Source organism: Thalassotalea euphylliae, from assembly GCF_003390375.1.
GTDB classification, from domain to species: domain Bacteria; phylum Pseudomonadota; class Gammaproteobacteria; order Enterobacterales; family Alteromonadaceae; genus Thalassotalea_F; species Thalassotalea_F euphylliae_A.
Map to the genome: position 1 here is coordinate 2,913,028 of NZ_QUOT01000001.1, position 18,853 is coordinate 2,931,880.

Genomic DNA, 18,853 nt, shown 5'->3' on the forward strand with positions numbered 1-18,853 from the left:
TAGTGATGCTATTTAATACAACAATAATTCATAAGGTTTTTGCCCTTGCTAAACGGGCAAAAATTGTTATTGCTATGTGCTTTTACCTCATTAGCTCGACGGCTGCTAATGCCTCAGATCTTATCGGTATTGCATATAACACGATTCACAATGATCAAATTGAAGTGGTTTTCTCTTTCTCTGAAGAAATTTTAGGGCAACCAGCAGTTAAAACGTCGCTAAATCCGGCAGTGATAGAAGTCAACTTTGGCAACCCTGAGTTTGAAGAAGATTACGCTGAAACTATTGTTGACCATGCTGGTGTAGAAACTATTTTACTCAGCCGAGTTGATGGCGACATGGTCGCAACCATTAACTTGGATAAACTGACGGTTTTTGATGTGTCAATCGAAGGCGATCAATATGCTATTACGTTAACATATGGTCAAGCTGCTGAAGTTGTTGAACAAGTCGCACCTGCTGGTGAAGAGTTTATTAACAGCATTCAAGCGATTGACTTCCGTCGTGGTGCAGCTGAGGGCGAAGGCCAAGTCATAATTGAACTTGGCGATAGCGTTGTTGCTGCTGACGTATCAGATCAATTGGGTAAAGTTGTTGTTGAGTTCTACAACACGCAAATCCTTGAAGATATGCTTTACAAGTTGGATGTTACAGATTTCGCGACCATTGTTACGGGTATCGAAACTTTCCGCGAAGGCCGCAATGCTAAGCTTGCGATAGAGGTTGATGGCAACTTCACTTTTGAACATGACCAACAAGAAAATGTTTTCTTGGTTAATGTGCGCAAAGAAGAAAAACCAGTCGGCTATTTGGGAGCTGAAGAAGACTTCAGTGGTCGCACAATCGCATTAAACTTCCAAGATATCTCGGTACGTACCGTTTTGCAGATTATTGCTGACTATAATGAATTCAACTTAATCACGAGTGATACGGTAACAGGTAACATTACCCTTCGTTTAGATGGTGTACCTTGGGACCAAGCGCTTGATATTATCTTGAAAGTTAAGGGGCTTGATAAGCGCATGCAAGGTAATATCTTAATGGTTGCGCCTAGCGACGAGCTTGCTGCGCGTGAGGCTAAGAACTTACAGGCACAGCAGCAGGTGGAAGAACTGGCGCCATTGTACTCGGAATACTTGCAAATCAACTATGCCAAAGCATCAGAGCTAGCAAATTTAATCAAGAATGAAGACACTAGTATCCTATCTGGACGCGGAACCGTGTCGGTTGATGAGCGCACCAATACGTTGCTGGTTAGAGATACCGCTAAGAGTATTGAAGATATCAAACGAATGATTGATATTTTAGATATTCCAGTGCGCCAGGTCGTGATTGAAGCGCGTATGGTTACGGTAACTGACGATATCAACGAGCAATTAGGTATTCGTTGGGGTATCACAGATACTGACGGAGAATATTCGACGTCCGGCAGTTTAACTGGCGCAGATTCAGCCGGTGGTGGTGTCGTACCTGACATTGCGGATCGCCTTAACGTTAACCTTCCGGTACCTAACCCAGCTGGTAGCATTGCATTCCAAATTGCGCGTTTAGCTGATGGTACGATTCTGGATTTAGAGTTAAGTGCGCTTGAGCAAGAGAACAAAGGTGAAATCATTGCTAGCCCACGTATTACGACGGCTAACCAAAAAGAAGCCTTTATTGAGCAGGGTGTTGAGATCCCTTATCAAGAGGCTGCATCTAGTGGCGCGACGTCAACTCAATTTAAAAAGGCGGTATTGAGCTTAACGGTAACACCGCAAATTACCCCTGATGACAACATCATTCTAGATCTAGGTGTGACACAAGATACGGTTTCGGATGTTACTAGCGGTCAAGCGCCAGCGATTGATACACAGCGTATTGGCACACAAGTACTGGTTAAAAATGGTGAAACGATTGTTTTAGGTGGTATTTACCAGCAGTCAATTATTAGTGCTGTATCAAAAGTTCCTGTATTAGGTGATATCCCATACTTTGGCTGGATGTTCAGAAATACTAATAACTTTAATGAAAAGAAAGAGTTACTTATTTTTGTGACGCCCCGCATCGTTACTGAACATTTTTAAAAAGCCCTCAAAAATCAAGTAAGTGGCGTAATTTTTGGTCACTTACTTGCATTCTCCCGCCAACAATTGCGATAATTACGCCCTTGAAATTTTTGAGAGGAGTTTCCTCTTACCTATTTACACTATTTTTACGAGAATTAAGTAAGTCTAATGGCAGAAAAACGTAATATTTTCCTAGTAGGCCCGATGGGCGCTGGTAAAAGCACTATCGGTCGAGAATTAGCAGATAAGCTTCACTTAGAGTTTTTCGATTCAGATCAAGAAATTGAACGTCGTACAGGTGCTGACATCTCTTGGGTTTTTGACTTAGAAGGCGAAGAAGGCTTCCGTAAAAGAGAAGAAACTGTCATTGATGACCTTACCGAAATGCAAGGTATTGTGTTAGCTACAGGTGGCGGTTCAGTGATTAGTCCGCAAGTGAGAAACCGTCTATCGGCTCGTGGTATTGTGGTTTACCTTGAAACGACTATCGACAAGCAAGTGGCTCGCACTCAGCGTGACCGTCGTCGTCCTTTATTACAAACGTCTGAAGACCCTCGCGTAGTACTAGAAAACTTGGCAGTAGAGCGCAATCCGCTTTATGAAGAAATTGCTGATGTGATCATCCAAACTGACGATCAAAGCGCTAAAGTTGTTGCTCATAAGATTGTTGAACGTTTAGATTTCTAATGGCTACCTTGCGTGTTGAGCTGGGTGAGCGTAGTTACCCAATATATATTGCGCCGAGACTACTTGAGCAAAGCAGTCCGCTCGCTCAACACATCAAATCAAAGCGCGTTTGCGTTATTTCAAACGACATTGTATTTCCCCTATACGGCGAGAAGCTGCTCGCTGCACTAACCGATTTTCAAGTAGATTACTTGGTATTACCAGATGGTGAGCAAGAAAAAAGCTTAGCCAACTTCGATCGCATCATGAGCCACATGCTAGAGCATGGCCATGGTCGAGACTCAACCTTGATTGCATTCGGTGGTGGAGTTATCGGTGACATTACAGGCTTTGCTGCTGCTTGTTATCAACGTGGTGTCGAATTTATCCAAATACCTACTACGCTGCTATCGCAAGTAGATTCTTCGGTAGGTGGTAAAACTGCGATTAACCACCCGCTTGGCAAGAACATGGTTGGAGCATTTTACCAGCCTAACGCTGTACTGATTGATATTACATCTTTAAATACGCTACCTGCTCGTGAATTTGCTGCGGGTATGGCGGAAGTCATCAAATACGGTATTTTGGGCGATGCCGAGTTCTTTACTTGGCTTGAAGAGCATAAAGCTGGAATTAAAGCACAAGAACCAGAGCTCTTGCAGCAAGTGATTGCTCGCTGCTGCCAATGTAAAGCAGATATTGTTGCCGAAGATGAAAAAGAAGCGGGTAAGCGTGCTTTGCTTAACCTAGGCCATACCTTTGGTCACGCCATTGAAGCTGAGCAAGGCTATGGGGTTTGGTTACACGGTGAAGCTGTAGCCGCTGGTATGGTTATTGCTTCGACACTTTCAGTAGAACGAGGTTTGCTGTTAGCGCCAGAACTACGTCGCATAGAGCAATTGATTGCATATTTTGATTTACCAACAACATCTCCATCCGATATGGGGCTTGATGCTTATCTTAAGCATATGAAACGGGATAAGAAAAATGTTGCTGGTCAATTGCGGTTTGTCCTGCCTACCGGCATTGGTAGCAGTGAAGTTGTGGGTGATGTGACGATTGAGGAGCTAAAGCAACTTCTGGATTAATTAAGTGACTGAGGCTGCTCAGTACGGATGGCTCCATGATGGCTCTAGCAACCAGCGAAAATCAAACAACGGATAAGAATGTTATGTCAATAAGCACCAATGCTCGCATTGACTACATTTTGAAGTTTTCCTGCCATATGGTGGTGGTGCTAGACGATCAGCAATCTGGTTTTGGCTCAATTTCCGGCACTTACCTAGAATCCCTTTCTGAACAAACTAATGCAGCACTTGTACCTGTCTCTAGCAAATTGAATGATGTACAAGTGCGAGCTCGCATCAATGAACAACTTTTCCCAGGTGAAGCATTCGATCCCGAAATATCGCTTACGCAAAGCGTTGTTGAACACTATATCAACCAACAATTACCAATTGCGATTGTCATTGAACATGCTCATCATTTGTCTCTGCAAATAGTACATGAATTAACGTTGCTTTCAGAGCTTGCAAAAAAATCTGGCCGAGATATTGCCGTTGTATTGCTGGGGCAGACGGCTTTGGGCAAGCTGATCGTTACAAACTACAGCTTATTCAATAAAAAACTCTCGATGATATCTGCGGCCAATGGACAATTAATTTCAGTAAATGCTGAATTATTCAAATCGAAGGTCAGTTTTTTAACCTTAACACCGTTTAATAAATTAGTGATTGCACTAGTTGTGCTACTGGCACTGACCTTTGTTGTACTTTATGTCTTGTATCAACGTGATGCCATGACGTTTAGTCAATTACCTGAACAAAATGAATTGAGTGAAGGCACAGCGACTGTTGCCATTGAAAACGAATTGATTACACCTAGTGAGACTGGCAAAAAACAGCCCACTGAAACCGCAACGGCTGAGTATATTGGCGAGGCTCTTTCTGGCGCTCAAAGCCTGCAAGTTGAGCCACAAGTTGCAAACCCGCAAGAGATATTAACTGCGTTATTGTCATTAGGAACGTCACCAGAAACGTCATTAAATACGACACAAGATATGACAAAGGGCGAGGTAATTGTTAATGCAGGTCCAGCGGCGCCAATTGATGTGTTATCAGCATTAGCGGCTGTTGAAACGGATAACAAAGTAGCAAATGAAACTGTTGTATCGAAGCTAAAGGGGGATGCTAAAGAGCTTCTTGCAGTACCAACAGCAGCAGCTAATAAGGTAGTGGCTGAATACAAGATCAACAATGCTTCAGCAAGTAATAACGAGCAACTGGCATATGATTCCAAATACTTCAATACTGGAATTGAAGGTGTTGTTATTCAATTTGCAAACTTAGCATTAACAAATGTTAGCGATAATCTAGAGAATACTAAGCAGCAAGGGGAAAGCTTGGCAGCGAGCTTTGCCCAACGATATCAACTAACGCAATACCAGTACTACACGCGTCTCTTGAATGACCAGCCTTATGTGGTAGTGACTTCCATGACTTATGCACAACGTGCTGCGGCGGTAAGTGCAATGAAACAATTAAGTGAAGAATTGCAACAGTCAGGTATTTGGATTAAATCAACAAAAACCATTGCTACCGAAATGGCCGCAAGCAACCGTTAGCCCTTAAAAAACATTGGTCTTAGCAGGGATTCAAGCTACAATCCCCAGTCGATTTAATGGTAGTAGTGGAATTGTTGGCTGAATGACCAATAAAAACAGAGCATTTTTAAAGTGGGCGGGTGGCAAGTACACTTTGTGTGACGTCATCAACAAAATGCTCCCCAAAGGTGAGTGCTTAATTGAGCCTTTTGTTGGTGCAGGTTCAGTCTTCCTAAATAGCAACTTTTCACGCTATATCTTAAACGATATCAATCGCGATTTGATTAATCTGTATCAAATTCTTAAAGATACGCCAGAGCAATATATTAATGACGCCGCCAAGTTGTTTATTGAGCAAAATAATCAGGCCGACGCTTATTATGACTTGCGTAAAACATTTAACGAAACTGACGATATCTATCAGCGCTCACTGCTATTTCTTTACCTAAACCGTCACGGTTATAACGGTCTTTGTCGTTATAACAAGTCAGGTGGTTACAATGTGCCTTTTGGTAAATATAAAAAGCCGTATTTTCCTGAAAAAGAGCTTCAGGTATTTGCTGAAAAAGCGCAACGGGCGACGTTCGTTTGTGAAAACTATCGAGATACCTTTGCTAGGGCTCAGCAAGGGGATGTGATTTATTGTGATCCGCCATATGTACCACTAAGTAAAACCGCTAGTTTTACTTCCTATGCGGGAAACGGGTTTGGTCTTGATGAGCAAGCGGATTTGGCTAATGCTGCGGAGGAAACTGTCGCAGAAGTGAAAGGGACGAGTGTGCTGATCAGTAATCACGACACGATTTGGACACGCAAAATTTACGAGCACGCTCATCGCATTCGCAAACTAAATGTGGCCCGTACCATTAGTCAAAAAGCAACTAACCGCAAAAAAGTGGGCGAATTAATGGCGCTTTATAAGTAGTCGCCCCATTTAGGCCGGCATGACAAAGGTAACGGCCAACACTAGACTCATCACAAATAAGATCACGGCGACAAGCCCAACTAAGATAAACTGGACTGGTTTTCCTTTATTGAAATCTTGTTTGTGGTTGGTGCTGCTTTGCACACCAAAAAATGCCGCGCCAACACTTTTAAACGTTTGCCACCAGCTTAGGTCTTTTTCATTATCACGCATTTTTTCATCCCTCGCCAATGCGACGATCGCTTGCTATGAGTATGCAAAATTGTATAAAAAATGACAATAACGTTGGGGTTGGCTAAATAATACAAAAGAAAAGGCACTTACATGAAGTCATGTAAGTGCCTAGTATTAAGTTTTGTTGTGCTTGGATTAGCTTAGCTCAGTATGGCTTCACTTAGAAAGTTGTCCCCCAGCTCACAACAAATTTGGTGTCATCATCGCCAGAGTCTTCATCAGCTCGTGATACCGTAAAGGTAAAGTCACCTTTGCTCACATCTAACTGGAAGTGACCGTAATCGCTGTCGCTACCGGCATCAAAGTCGTAGTAACCATAGGTAAGGCCTACGCTGTATTCTTTCGCTACTTCAAAGCCGTAACCAACGCTGTAGTAGATGTCACCTGTGTCGAATAGTGAACCATCGTCAACTTGGCTGTTTACTGTGTAAGCAACACCAAAGCTGAAGTCAGCGTAACTACCATTTAAGTAAACTTCACCGAAGTCACCGTCATCTAAGTCTGCATAGTGGTATAAGATGTAGCCAACGTCATAGCCAAAATCACCTGCTTCACCACCATAACCTAGATAGAAGTCAGTTTCTGCACCGTTACCGTCGCCTAATGAACCAACCCATGTACCAGCGTAAAAGCCACTGTCATTACTGTAATCGATACCGCCCGATACTGAAGCAGAGTCAGAGCTCTGGCTTACGCCACGCCATAAGTAGTTGCTTGTTGCACCAATATTAGCCTCGACCGCCGCTTGTGCTTGATTAGGTACTACCACCATAGTTGCTAAGCTTGAAGCAACCGCCATTCCCATTAGTACTTTTTTCATGTGTATACTCTCTATGTTTTTATTGTTGCTAAAGATATAGCAAAGCAAGTGCCTAATTTGAGTAATTGCTTGAAAATCATTTATTTCTAATAATAACAGTGGTTTATTGTTAATGTGAATAAGGTTTTACTTACCGTAGAGTTGAAGGTTGCTCATAAATAGTGCAGATGAGCACGAAGTGTGTCCAAATGAGTGCATAAAAATCGAACGTTTGTTGTTGCTTTCGCTTCAATATTGACTGTGGTTTAGGTAAAGTAGCGCAGATTTTCTGCTAGGGTACATGTATGTCTTCATTTTTAATTGCACCGTCTATTCTTTCAGCTGATTTTGCCAGACTTGGCGATGATGTTGCTCGCGTGTTAGCCGCGGGAGCTGATGTGGTTCACTTTGATGTGATGGATAACCACTATGTCCCAAACTTAACCTTTGGTCCCATGGTATGCCAATCGTTGCGTGACTTTGGTATTACTGCACCAATTGATGTGCACTTAATGGTTAAGCCTGTTGATAGCTTAGTGCCTGAGTTTGCGAAAGCAGGGGCTGACATTATTACCTTTCATCCAGAAGCAAGCGATCATGTTGATCGCACATTGCAGTTAATTAAAGATCATGGCTGTAAGGCTGGCTTAGTGCTAAACCCTGCAACGCCATTGAACATACTTGACCATGTGATGCATCGCCTTGACGTTGTTTTACTCATGTCGGTAAATCCAGGCTTCGGTGGGCAATCATTTATTCCGACAACGCTGGATAAGCTTCGCGCAGTGAAACAGCGTATTTTAGCAAGCGGTCGTGATATTCGTTTAGAAATTGATGGCGGTGTTAAAGTGGATAACATCGCTGAAATTGCGGAAGCAGGCGCAGATATGTTTGTCGCTGGTTCAGCAATATTTTCACAACCTGATTACCGCACTGTGATTGAGCAAATGCGCGCTGAACTCGCATCGGTAACCAGCAAATAATCCAGTATTTATACTAACTTAGTAAGCAACTACTAAGTAATTTAGAAATAAGAGAGCAAAATGAGTAAACCAATTGTATTAAGTGGCTGTCAGCCATCTGGCGAATTGACGATAGGAAACTACCTAGGCGCACTGAAGCAGTGGGTTAATATGCAAGACGCTCATGAGTGTTATTACATGCTTGTTGATCAACATGCCATTACTGTTCGTCCAGATCCTGCAGCGCTTAGAAAAGCGACTTTAGATGGTTTAGCACTGTACCTTGCATGTGGTGTTGACCCACAAAAGAGCACCATCTTTATTCAGTCACACGTGCCAGAGCATGCACAGCTTAGCTGGGTACTTAACTGTTACACCCAAATGGGTGAATTAAACCGCATGACGCAGTACAAAGATAAGTCGCAAAAATCAGAAGCTAATATGAACTCTGGTTTGTTTACCTATCCGGTATTAATGGCGGCTGATATCTTACTCTACAACGCAGACCGTGTACCTGTTGGTGATGACCAAAAGCAGCACCTAGAATTGACACGTGACATCGCAACACGTTTTAATAATTTGTATGGCGATATCTTTACGGTACCAGATCCACATATTCCAGAATTTGGTGCGCGTATCATGAGCTTGCAAGATCCATTGAAGAAAATGTCAAAATCAGATGATAACGCGAACAACTTTATCGGTTTGCTAGAAGACACTAAAAAGATCACGAAAAAAATTAAGCGTGCGGTAACAGACTCTGATGAGCAAGCGCGTATTTACTTTGATGTGGCAGAAAAGCCAGGTGTGTCTAACTTGTTGTCATTGCTATCATGTGCAACGGGTAAGACGGTTGAAAGCTTAGTACCTGACTATGAAGATAAAATGTATGGTCATTTAAAAGGTGATGTTGCTGAGGCAGTAGTCGCTCTACTTGAACCAATTCAAACACGTTACAATCAGTACCGTGAAGACCAAGCATTCTTAGAGCAAGTGATGCGCGACGGCGCGGAAAAAGCTTCTGCTCATGCAAGCAAGGTGTTAACGAAGGTATACGACGCGATTGGTTTTGTTGCTAAGCCCTAGTCTGCCCAGCAATAGTCTGCCCAACCTATTGTTTAAATAATGAAGAATTAAACAATAAAAATCACACAAATAAAAAAGCGAGTCTTGGTTCTCAAGGCTCGCTTTTTTGATCTTAACAACTGTAGAGGTTATTTTTCCGTTAACGATTGCTGGCGTGTTTTCTCAAATAATTTCTCAGCATCGTCAAGGAAGCTATCTACATCACTGCTGCTCGAGTATAAATAGCTTGGTGGCATGATGGTGGCATCGTATTGTGGTCTAGGATTAAATTCCGGTTGTCTGCTGAAATGAACCAAAGCTCCACCACCGAAGAATATTAACGTTAAGGTTGCTGCTGCAGCCATACGTCGACGCTCGCTCATATGAAAGCCGATATAGCAGTTTAGCCAAAACAGGGTAAATGCCACGCCAATAGGCAAAGCATAGGTGAGCCATGCGATAGGCCAATTGCTGGACGTATTAAAACTAACCAAGGCTTGCACTATATCCGTCAGCATCAGTAGCAAGAAAAACACAAAGCATGTGCCTATTTGATGCATTACTCTGGCGTCATTCTTGGTCAAATGCGATACCAAGGACACGAGCGCTGGCCATATACTAAACACCAAGGCCATACCAATGGCAGGCACAAGCAACTGGGTAAAGTTAACTTCTTTGCCTTTATCAAGGTAAGTTAACCAGCCGGAGGCCAGTGTAAAGAGCAGAATACTTAACCCTATGACCAGAGGATTGCGGGCAAGATTGATTAACGTTTCAAAGGCGCTAAATGGCACACTTTCTGGCACGGGATGTTGTGGAAATAGCAGGCGGATTTGGCTGTTGCCAAGGGCAATCACATCGCCTGATTTTACAATATGACCATGAGCTGTTTGTTTACTTTGCCCTAAAAAAGAGCCGTTAAGACTATTGTCATCCTCTACTACCCAGTCCTTGCCATTGTAATTAACCGACAAGTGCTCAGGGCAAACATGAGGGTCGCTAACAATAACGTCGTTGGTATAGGCTCGGCCAATTTTTACCGAGCAATTATTATACTTTTGGCGGCTGATAAGCTTATGGCCTTTGCTCAGCTCTTCGATAATTATTTCCATGATACTGACTCCATAAACTGCTTAGTAAAGGCCAATGCCATGTTCTTTTCGACGCCTGCAATGGTGAAGTGGCTGATTAATGCTTGCGTATCACGGTCAACCGATAAACCTAGATAAAGTACATCAAATAAGTCGGGAAACTTTTTATAGTTGCGAGTGCACAAAATACTTTTGTTGTTAATCTTGCTAGATGCGGGCATCACAATATCGTGATGACAGGCAAATTCGGTAACATCGTCTTTCGTTGCTTTGTTACTCGCAACTGCACGTGCAACTTGACGTTGATACAAATGATAAAATTTAAAATCGCTAATTTTACTGGTTTCCATATATTGGAATTGCATTTCGATGCCACCAGTAAAAAAGTTGTTATCGATGAAAGTATCTTCATCCATTGCACAATTGGCGACAACTGATTGAATAAGGGCATCTTGCTTATCGGTATTTGACTCACCCCAACAGCGGATAAAAGGTACATCTATGGTTGGAATTATGCCGTAGCCTAGCATTTTGGGCTGCCACTGGCTGGTCAACAGGGTATCGACCATAGCCTTTTGGTTAGCAATAAGTTGCTCCGCCATTTGTTGCTCTATGGTTTCAGGGGGCGAGCTTTTATACTCATTAAACAGCTTAGCGAGCTTGTCATGAGGCACCAAAAAGCCGATCTGATTACCAGAGGTGGCAACATTAATACCAACGACTTGCTCTGCTTTGTTAACCACAGGCCCGCCACTCATGCCGGAGTTTACTGATCCCGTAAAATGGATTTTGTCAGTAAAGGATTCTTTCTTTAAACCATTGTAGGTGCCGGGAACGACAATCATTCCAAGATCATGCGGGTTACCTAACGAATAGAGTTTTTCACCTTTGGTGGGCGCATGATCTGCAATCGAGAAAAATGCCATTGGCGAAGGCACGTCGCGCTTAACCAAGGCCAGATCATTGATAACATCAACACTGGCTAAGCTTAATTCGCCTTTATTGCCTTGATGATCTAAATATTGAATTTGATATTTCTCAGGATACTGGGCATGGCCTGAAATTACGTGATAGTTCGTTGCGATTAATCCGTCGGCGGTAATTTGAAAACCTGAGCCAATTGTTGACTTCTCACCACTGGCCTTATCAATTAGCCGGATTTGGTATAGAGATGGTGCTAACTGTTTAAAAATCGTGCCCGCTTGTTCAGCTGCAGACAGCGTAAACACAGAGAAAAGTGGGCTGAAGATTAACAGCAGAGTAATTAATACCTTCATTAAGACTTCCATTGCTTCTAATTCAATTCATTGTGCCAAGTATTTGAGGTAACAAACAGTACTTAAATGAAAAAATCGTTAATTGCATGAATTGGTTGAGTACTCGATTTGGCGCTACAGATAACAGTACGATGCAGCAGGGTTTTTCTTTCAGTTTTGCACTATTTTTCTTTTACAGTCATAAGTGGTTGAAAAACAAGCAGTAAGTTGTCTTTATTCTTTACAGTTGATTTGTTGGTTGAGATTTTATTTGGTTTAAGTTGTTGAAATTGTTATTTAAAAATTTACTGGTATTACCTTTGCTTGCTAGAGCTCGTTTTATCAAGTAGCAAGGAGCAATAAATGCTTAAAAAAACAAAAACTAGGACTAGCCTTTCTCTCTTCTGTACTAATTTTCTCACAGCAAGCCTCGGCTTCTTTAATTGATGGTTGGGGGGTGTATGTTAACTCGCAAGTTGTTGGAGACTGCGGCCATAGTAGCTGTAGTGTGAATAGTGACTTCTTTCCTAATATCATTGCTTACGATGAAGAAGGCGGTCAACACCAAAGCTCAGGTTCAGTGAGCGGGTATAGTGATTTTGGTGAGTCTAGAGCCTATGCCAATCTTGACGGCTTTGGCTTTTTGCCAACCTTAAAAGTCTACGCAAGTTCTGAGTTTGGTGAAAACAGTATCGCTCGAGCATTTGCGGTGCAACATTACACCTACCAAGGAAGTGATGATCACACCGTAGATTTAAATTTCAACTTGCATGGTGTTGTTTCGCCTTCTGGAGTTGATGTTACTAATTATCTCACGGCTTCTGTCGCAGTATTAACCGGCCCAAGTGATCGATTTTTACGCTGGGACCCGTTTGATATTGAGTATCTATACGAAGAACTGGGTGGAAACTTTGAGCAAGTGGGTATTGAACAAGTAGGCATTGAGCTTGGTGAGCAGGACGTCCCCGACAGCTTGTCATTCAATATCGACAATGGCCAGTCATTTTATGTATTGACTGAAATTTCAGCGTCTACGTTTGCAGGTACTGCCGATGGTTGGAACACGCTGTCACTTAATTTTACAGACACGAGTGGCTTAACTGCGGCCTTTGGAGGCAGCCTATCTAACAATCAGCCAGCAGTTTCTGTTCCATTACCGACGACTTGGGTGATGTTAATCTTAGGCTTAGGTTTAATTGCTCGTCGTCGCTTATAACGCTTTTGCAACGACAAATGTTAGGCAGCTTGCAGCCCGTGCTGCACTGTTTACGTCTATCGTTAAGGTTTAGGGTGGTGTTATTTCCACCCTAATTTTTCTTCAAAATCATTATCGAGCTTTTTAGCAAAGTCTTTCGCTTGAATTGCCACTTTTTCAAGCTGCTTATCTTCGTCGCTTATCGCCGTATACGCAGGAACTGGCGTTGGATAGCCAGTATCATCAACCGCCATAAAAGTAATGAAGCATCGGTTGGTAACCGCTTGTTTACCTGTTTTGGGGTCGCCAGCGCGCACAACCACATAAATATGCATACTCGATTTTCCGGTATGAACAATTCGTGCTTCAATGCTAATTAATTGACCGACAAGAATGGGTCGAATAAACCGTATCGCGTTAGCCGATACCGTTACACAGTAGTGTTTACTCCACTGAGCAGCACATGCATAGGAAGCTTGATCTATCCACTTCATCACCATACCGCCGTGTACTTTGCCACCAAAGTTAACATCGGTTGGCTCAGCCAGAAAACGAAACTCTACGGTATTACTTGTGGGGGTGTTATCTGTTGTCATAAATAGCCCTATTTATGCAATTGCTGAATAAATTAAATCTGATAATCATCTAGTTATCATATAAATGCAAATGCTTCTGGTGGGAAAGCCGCCATTTTTAATCGTCATTCACAAAATGACACCTGTGTGACACTTGTTAGTCTAGTGTCAACAATTGTTCATACGTCAGTCATAAACATGCCACCTAGCTGTCATTTTTCTCACCTATATTCGGTTCGCTGTTGGGCAACTTCTGCGGTAAGTAAGAATAAAAAGAGCCCTCCTAAGCAACTTCAAACTAAAAACAAACTTCAGAGGAACGAGACATGCATTCTCGATGGATTCTTCGCTCGCTAATTGCTTCGGCACTAGCAACGAGCGCACAGGCGGCAGTGCTACCAGATGTGCAAAAATCAAGTAGCTGGTACAGCAATGCAGAGCAAGTGATCACAAATAAGCTTGGGCAAACAACCAAAGACAAAGCAAAAAATGTCATTTTATTTGTCGGTGACGGTATGGGAATTTCTACCTTAACGGCAGCGCGTATTTTACAGGGGCAATTGGCAGGGCAATCAGGCGAAGAAGGTTATTTGTCGTTTGAAACTTTCCCGTATTCTGCACAAGTTAAAACTTACAACGTTGACGCGCAAACCCCTGATTCTGCTGGCACAATGACGGCAATGATTTCCGGTGTAAAAACCGATGTTGGAGTTATCGGTGTTGACGAAGATATCGAACGTGGCAATTGCGCAACCGTTAAAGGTAATGAGCTAGTCAGCGCAGTTGAACTTGCAGAAATTCGTGGTCTATCAACGGGTGTGGTTTCGACTGCTCGTATTACGCATGCAACACCAGCAGCTACCTATGCAAAATCAGCTGATCGCAATTGGGAAGATGTGTCAGACATGCCTGAGGCTGCTGTTGCTGGCGGGTGTGAAGATATCGCCTCTCAGCTCGTTAATTTCGAGAAAAATTTAGAAATACGCTTTCCTGGTATTGATGTAGACGGTATTGAAGTTGCCATGGGCGGTGGCCGTCGTCACTTTCTACCTAAAGATGCGGCATTTAACAGTGCTGATGCACGCAGTGAGGTAGAGGGCGATCGCACCGACGAGCGTGACTTGACTGCTGAATGGCAAACAACATACAGCAATGGCACTTACGTTATGGACAAAGCGGGCTTTGATGCGATTGACGCTTCAACCGCAACGAAAGTGCTGGGCTTATTTAACGAATCACATATGCAATATGAAGCCGATCGCGCTAATGATATTGCGGGTGAGCCTTCATTGTCTGAAATGACCAGCAAAGCGATTGATATCTTAGACAATAATGACAAGGGTTACTTGTTAGTGGTTGAATCTGGCCGTATAGATCACGGTCACCACGCAGGTAATGCTTATAATGCACTTTACGATACCGTTGAGTTCGCCAAAGCTGTGCAAGCAGCAGCTGACGCCACAGACCCTGAAGAAACTTTGATTTTGGTAACAGCGGATCACAGCCATGTATTTACCATTGCCGGTTACCCTAAACGTGGTAATCCAATTTTAGGGAAAGTGGTTTCAGTAGGCAGCGACGAGCCAAGTCTAGCCTCTGACGGCATGCCCTATACCACACTTGGTTATACAAATGGTCGTGGTTTTGCTGATTTAGGCAGTGAAACGAATGCTGACGCTATTTACGGCATTGACCCAAATGCGGGTCGTAAAGATATTTCCGCAGTTGATACCACAGCCCCAGGTTTCCACCAAGAAACCACTATTCCGTTAAGCTCTGAAACACATGCTGGTGAAGATATTTCACTTCATGCCAAAGGTCCAGGTGCACATTTAGCCCAAGGTGTTGTTGAGCAAAATGTTGTATTTCATTTAATTAATCAATCCCTTGGCTTACTGAACGACTAGGAGTAGTGACATGAAAACTTTAAAAATTTTGTCGTTGTCAATTTTGGTCGCACTAACTGGCTGTGACGGTGATGATGGTAGCGATGGTACAAACGGCACTAATGGTACCAATGGTTTAAACAGTTTAGTGCTGCAAACACCGCTAGCGGTGGGTAACGCCAATTGCTTAAACGGCGGCGTTCAAATTGACTCGGGTTTAGATGACAACGGCAATAATACGCTTGATGCTGGCGAAATTGATGCCACGGAATTTGTCTGTGCACCAACCATTACAAATGCTAGCGGAGGTGCCGCTGATGTTACCAGCACCAATACTTGGTTTACCCAAGCTAAGCGTCGCGTTGAAATTGCACAAAACCGTGCTGAGGCAATTGAAATCGCCAAAGGTCAAGCGAAAAACGTGATCTTGTTTGTCGGCGATGGCTTAGGCATTTCAACCATTACCGCAGCGCGAATTATGGCGGGGCAGCAGGCCGGCTTAGCGGGTGAAGAGTACGAGCTAAGTTTTGATAAATTCCCCTATTCTGGCTTTGTTAAAACTTACAACGTTGATGCGCAAACACCAGATTCTGCGGGTACGATGACAGCGATGATGTCAGGTGTTAAAACTGATGTTGGCGTGATTGGTGTTGCTGAGGGGATATCGCGCAGTGATTGTGCCTCAGTCGCTGGCCAAGAGTTGGTTACTGCGCTTGAAATGGCCGAAATTGTTGGCAAATCAACGGGGGTTATCTCAACGGCTCGTATTACCCATGCAACGCCCGCGGCAACTTATGCAAAGTCGGCGGATCGCAACTGGGAAGATGTCTCCGACATGCCTGCCGATGCAGTTGCCGCTGGCTGTGAAGACATTGCTTCGCAACTTGTGAATTTTGAGAGCAATCTAGAAGCCCGTTTTGCAGGCTTAGATGTTGACGGTATTGAGGTGATGTTCGGTGGTGGTCGTCGTCACTTCTTGCCAAAAGATGCAGCGTTCAATACTGGTGACGCGGTAAGCAGTGTAGAAGGTGATCGTACCGATGGCCGTGACCTAACTGCTGAGTGGCAAGCTAAATACAGTGCTGGTCAATATGTTATCGACCAAGCTGGCTTTGATGCCATCAACCCTGCCACGACAGAGCGTGTTTTCGGTTTGTTTAACGAGTCGCACATGCTCTATGAAGCAAACCGCAGTGAAGACGCACTGGGCGAGCCATCGCTCACTGAAATGACTGCGAAAGCAATTGATGTGTTGGACAACAATGATGAAGGCTTCTTCTTAATGGTTGAGTCGGGTCGTATAGACCATGGTCACCACGCAGGCAGTGCCTACAACGCGTTAACCGATACCATAGAGTTTGCTAAAGCGGTTGATGCAGCGGTTAAGGCGACAAACCCAGAAGATACATTAATTATTGTCACCGCTGACCACAGCCATGTCTTTACCATTGCCGGCTATCCGAAACGCGGTAACCCAATTTTGGGTAAAGTGGTAAGTGTTGGTAATGAAGAGCCAAGCCTTGCGGCAGACGGCTTACCATATACCACTGTGGGGTACACTAATGGTCGAGGCTTTAAAGACTTGGGGAATGAAACCGATGCCGATGTTGCCTACAGCATGGAAGTCGTCAATGACCGTCAAGATCTAACGACCGTTAACACCGAGTCTTCGGGCTTCCATCAAGAAGCTTTGATCCCGTTAAGCTCTGAAACGCATGCGGGTGAAGATGTTGGTGTCTATGCCATGGGGCCTGGTGCGCATTTAGTGACAGGGACTAATGAGCAAAGCTTAATCTTCCATGTTATGAATCATGCTGCCGACTTTGTCGCACAAGCGGACGAAGCATTAGAGTAGCAGTACGTGAGCGTTGAGCTTTTGGAATAACTAAAGCTCAGCCTTACAAGAAACTAATACATGAAAGTAGTTCAAGAAAGTAACAAAAATAAGCGATAAAAGGAATTGGAGGGCGCTGCTATGCGTCCTCTATCTTCAATTATGAAAATGACAAAATCAGTGAGTTTTATTTTACTGTTAACAAGCTTGCCAGCTTTAGTATTAGCGGGTGAGAATGATAAGGCAGATTCAGAGTCGCAATCATGCAACGCTGAATATTTAGTAGCGCACTTTGAGCAAAGCTTTGGTGATTCAAATACGTATGCGAAGCATTACGCCAAAGAACATGTTTTCCATGGTGAAGCGCATAGCAATCGCAATGCTCATGAAAGTGCTCAGGAAAATGTTCAGGAGTTAGTGCTTGTTCGCAAAGGCCAACGGGTCGCCCATTATAATCCCAAACACCAAATTGCTAATATCTGGTATTTAAGTAAGCAAAATCAACAGCAGTTAACCCGTGTATTCGAACAGTACCAACAAGGTATTGAGTATCAATCGGGTGAACTGAAAGCTCCGAGTCAGTGGCACTATGTTCGCAGCTTGGTCAAGCAAGATTTATTAACGCGCATGAGCCTCGAACAAACAAGCGAGCAAGGCTGTCAGCAAGTGAAACACTATGCACTAGAAACAGCAACACATCAGTATCAGCTTAAATGGTTACCTGCTGTGGAATTACCGAGAGAGCTAGTTGTGACGAATAAACACAATGGACAAACAAACCGCTTGCAGCTAACTAAACTCGAAAACGATAAAGTAGCGGCTAAGCAAGTTGCTCATCAACAGTTTGCCAAGTGGGACGCATTGCCAACAACTGACTATGCGGATGTCGGCGACAACGAAAACAACCCGTTTCTAGCGAAGATGATCAATCAGGGCTTTAGCGGAATATCTACCTCACATCACCATAGTCACTAATTGAAATAGTGATGTGAAGTTTATTTTCGTGTTGCACTTGGCAGATATGGCGGTATTAACGGTTTTGTGCAAGGTAGTAGTAACCAGGCTTGACTTCAGACTTTGTACAATTGTGTATCGACCTATTTGTACCAAGTGTTTTTAGCGGTCGGCACTTTAATTTTTGTGCTTTTACGCCATATTTATCGACATACAATGAAGCTTCTTTTGTGGCTAGTGCTAAGTAATCCTCATCTAAATTTTCCTTGAGCCATTTTAGCGGCTTTCGCCATGCCTTGGTTTTTTGTTCATTGGCGACAATGAGCCAAGCATAGCTCTTCTTTAAGTCCTGTGGCGTACCTTGACTACTGAGGTACATTACGCCAACCATATACTGTGCTTTCTTGTTTCCTCTCTTCGCCATTTCCTCTAAGGCAGGTAAGGCATTTTCGTAGTCCTTTTTTTTGTAAAGGGCGATCGCTTTTTCAATGTCTTTTTGATAGGTTTCAACAGCAATAAGGTCGCTATTATTTGATAATGCGTAACTGTCAGGACTCGACAGCAGTAAAATAGTGATTGAGCTACATAGCAGTATTTTACTGACAAACGAAAGTATTGATGGTGCAGTATTCATCCTAATATCCTTAATATATAATCCATGTTGACAATAGTTTAATGAAGACTGTCGTTAACATGAGTGTCGAAATGTAACAGGGTATTTAATACTGTTATTCTTGACACAAATCTTGATAAGATCTTGA

17 protein-coding genes are annotated in these 18,853 nt (G+C 43.2%); 11 read left to right on the forward strand and 6 right to left on the reverse strand.

The features are described from left to right. The first annotated feature begins 5 nt into the window (after positions 1 to 5). The 5 genes from DXX94_RS12870 to DXX94_RS12890 all read left to right on the forward strand — a co-directional run bounded on the left by DXX94_RS12870 (position 6) and on the right by DXX94_RS12890 (position 6,241). On the forward strand, positions 6 to 2,066 hold the full coding sequence (locus tag DXX94_RS12870) for a type IV pilus secretin PilQ (protein WP_116016452.1): 2,061 nt from the start codon (positions 6 to 8) through the stop codon (positions 2,064 to 2,066). Positions 2,067 to 2,216: 150 nt separating this feature from the next. Then, positions 2,217 to 2,735 (forward strand): shikimate kinase AroK, encoded by a 519-nt coding sequence (aroK, locus tag DXX94_RS12875; protein ID WP_116016454.1) that lies wholly within the window; start codon positions 2,217 to 2,219, stop codon positions 2,733 to 2,735. Further along, positions 2,735 to 3,802, forward strand: a complete 1,068-nt coding sequence (gene aroB / locus DXX94_RS12880) for a 3-dehydroquinate synthase (protein WP_116016456.1) — start codon at positions 2,735 to 2,737, stop codon at positions 3,800 to 3,802. Before aroK ends, aroB begins: the two co-directional genes overlap by 1 nt. Positions 3,803 to 3,837: 35 nt before the next feature. Next, positions 3,838 to 5,337 carry a hypothetical protein gene (locus DXX94_RS12885; protein WP_116016458.1) on the forward strand — a complete coding sequence of 500 codons (1,500 nt, stop codon included), beginning with the start codon at positions 3,838 to 3,840 and terminating at the stop codon, positions 5,335 to 5,337. 82 nt (positions 5,338 to 5,419) lie between these two features. Then, positions 5,420 to 6,241, forward strand: a complete 822-nt coding sequence (locus tag DXX94_RS12890; RefSeq protein WP_116016460.1) for a Dam family site-specific DNA-(adenine-N6)-methyltransferase — start codon at positions 5,420 to 5,422, stop codon at positions 6,239 to 6,241. A 9-nt stretch (positions 6,242 to 6,250) separates the two neighbouring features. Here DXX94_RS12890 and DXX94_RS12895 read toward each other — a convergent pair whose 3' ends face one another. Both DXX94_RS12895 and DXX94_RS12900 read right to left on the reverse strand, forming a co-directional pair. Then, positions 6,251 to 6,454, reverse strand: coding sequence for a DUF2970 domain-containing protein (locus DXX94_RS12895; protein ID WP_116016462.1), 204 nt, complete (start codon positions 6,452 to 6,454; stop codon positions 6,251 to 6,253). A 181-nt stretch (positions 6,455 to 6,635) separates the two neighbouring features. Then, complete coding sequence (locus tag DXX94_RS12900) at positions 6,636 to 7,295, reverse strand: TorF family putative porin (RefSeq protein WP_116001992.1); 660 nt, start codon at positions 7,293 to 7,295, stop codon at positions 6,636 to 6,638. Positions 7,296 to 7,579: 284 nt separating this feature from the next. Here DXX94_RS12900 and rpe point away from each other — a divergent pair, with 284 nt between their 5' ends. Together rpe and trpS are read left to right on the forward strand one after the other, a co-directional pair. Beyond that, positions 7,580 to 8,257 carry a ribulose-phosphate 3-epimerase gene (gene rpe, locus DXX94_RS12905; RefSeq protein WP_116016464.1) on the forward strand — a complete coding sequence of 226 codons (678 nt, stop codon included), beginning with the start codon at positions 7,580 to 7,582 and terminating at the stop codon, positions 8,255 to 8,257. 60 nt (positions 8,258 to 8,317) lie between these two features. Continuing rightward, on the forward strand, positions 8,318 to 9,322 hold the full coding sequence (gene trpS, locus DXX94_RS12910; protein WP_116016466.1) for a tryptophan--tRNA ligase: 1,005 nt from the start codon (positions 8,318 to 8,320) through the stop codon (positions 9,320 to 9,322). Between the two features lie 128 nt (positions 9,323 to 9,450). On the opposite strand, the gene DXX94_RS12915 is transcribed toward trpS, so the two are convergent. After that, on the reverse strand, positions 9,451 to 10,413 hold the full coding sequence (locus tag DXX94_RS12915; protein ID WP_116016468.1) for an FHA domain-containing protein: 963 nt from the start codon (positions 10,411 to 10,413) through the stop codon (positions 9,451 to 9,453). Further along, a complete protein-coding gene (locus DXX94_RS12920; RefSeq protein ID WP_116016470.1) occupies positions 10,404 to 11,669 on the reverse strand; it encodes a S1 family peptidase in 1,266 nt (421 codons plus the stop codon). The genes DXX94_RS12915 and DXX94_RS12920 overlap by 10 nt, the downstream gene beginning before the upstream one ends. Before the next feature lie 487 nt (positions 11,670 to 12,156). Between DXX94_RS12920 and DXX94_RS12925 the strand changes: the two genes are divergently transcribed. Then, positions 12,157 to 12,864, forward strand: coding sequence for a PEP-CTERM sorting domain-containing protein (locus DXX94_RS12925; protein WP_147302287.1), 708 nt, complete (start codon positions 12,157 to 12,159; stop codon positions 12,862 to 12,864). 80 nt (positions 12,865 to 12,944) lie between these two features. Here the strand turns inward: DXX94_RS12925 and DXX94_RS12930 are convergent, their stop codons facing one another. Then, positions 12,945 to 13,439, reverse strand: a complete 495-nt coding sequence (locus DXX94_RS12930) for an acyl-CoA thioesterase (protein WP_116001986.1) — start codon at positions 13,437 to 13,439, stop codon at positions 12,945 to 12,947. Positions 13,440 to 13,744: 305 nt separating this feature from the next. Between DXX94_RS12930 and DXX94_RS12935 the strand changes: the two genes are divergently transcribed. The 3 genes from DXX94_RS12935 to DXX94_RS12945 all read left to right on the forward strand — a co-directional run bounded on the left by DXX94_RS12935 (position 13,745) and on the right by DXX94_RS12945 (position 18,113). Next, positions 13,745 to 15,325: an alkaline phosphatase gene (locus DXX94_RS12935; protein ID WP_116016474.1), complete on the forward strand. Its 1,581-nt coding sequence runs from the start codon at positions 13,745 to 13,747 to the stop codon at positions 15,323 to 15,325. 10 nt (positions 15,326 to 15,335) lie between these two features. Further along, a complete protein-coding gene (locus DXX94_RS12940; RefSeq protein WP_116016476.1) occupies positions 15,336 to 17,159 on the forward strand; it encodes an alkaline phosphatase in 1,824 nt (607 codons plus the stop codon). 120 nt (positions 17,160 to 17,279) lie between these two features. Further along, on the forward strand, positions 17,280 to 18,113 hold the full coding sequence (locus tag DXX94_RS12945; RefSeq protein WP_147302288.1) for a hypothetical protein: 834 nt from the start codon (positions 17,280 to 17,282) through the stop codon (positions 18,111 to 18,113). Between the two features lie 55 nt (positions 18,114 to 18,168). Here the strand turns inward: DXX94_RS12945 and DXX94_RS12950 are convergent, their stop codons facing one another. After that, a complete protein-coding gene (locus DXX94_RS12950) occupies positions 18,169 to 18,726 on the reverse strand; it encodes a tetratricopeptide repeat protein (RefSeq protein ID WP_116016480.1) in 558 nt (185 codons plus the stop codon). Positions 18,727 to 18,853 lie beyond the last annotated feature (127 nt).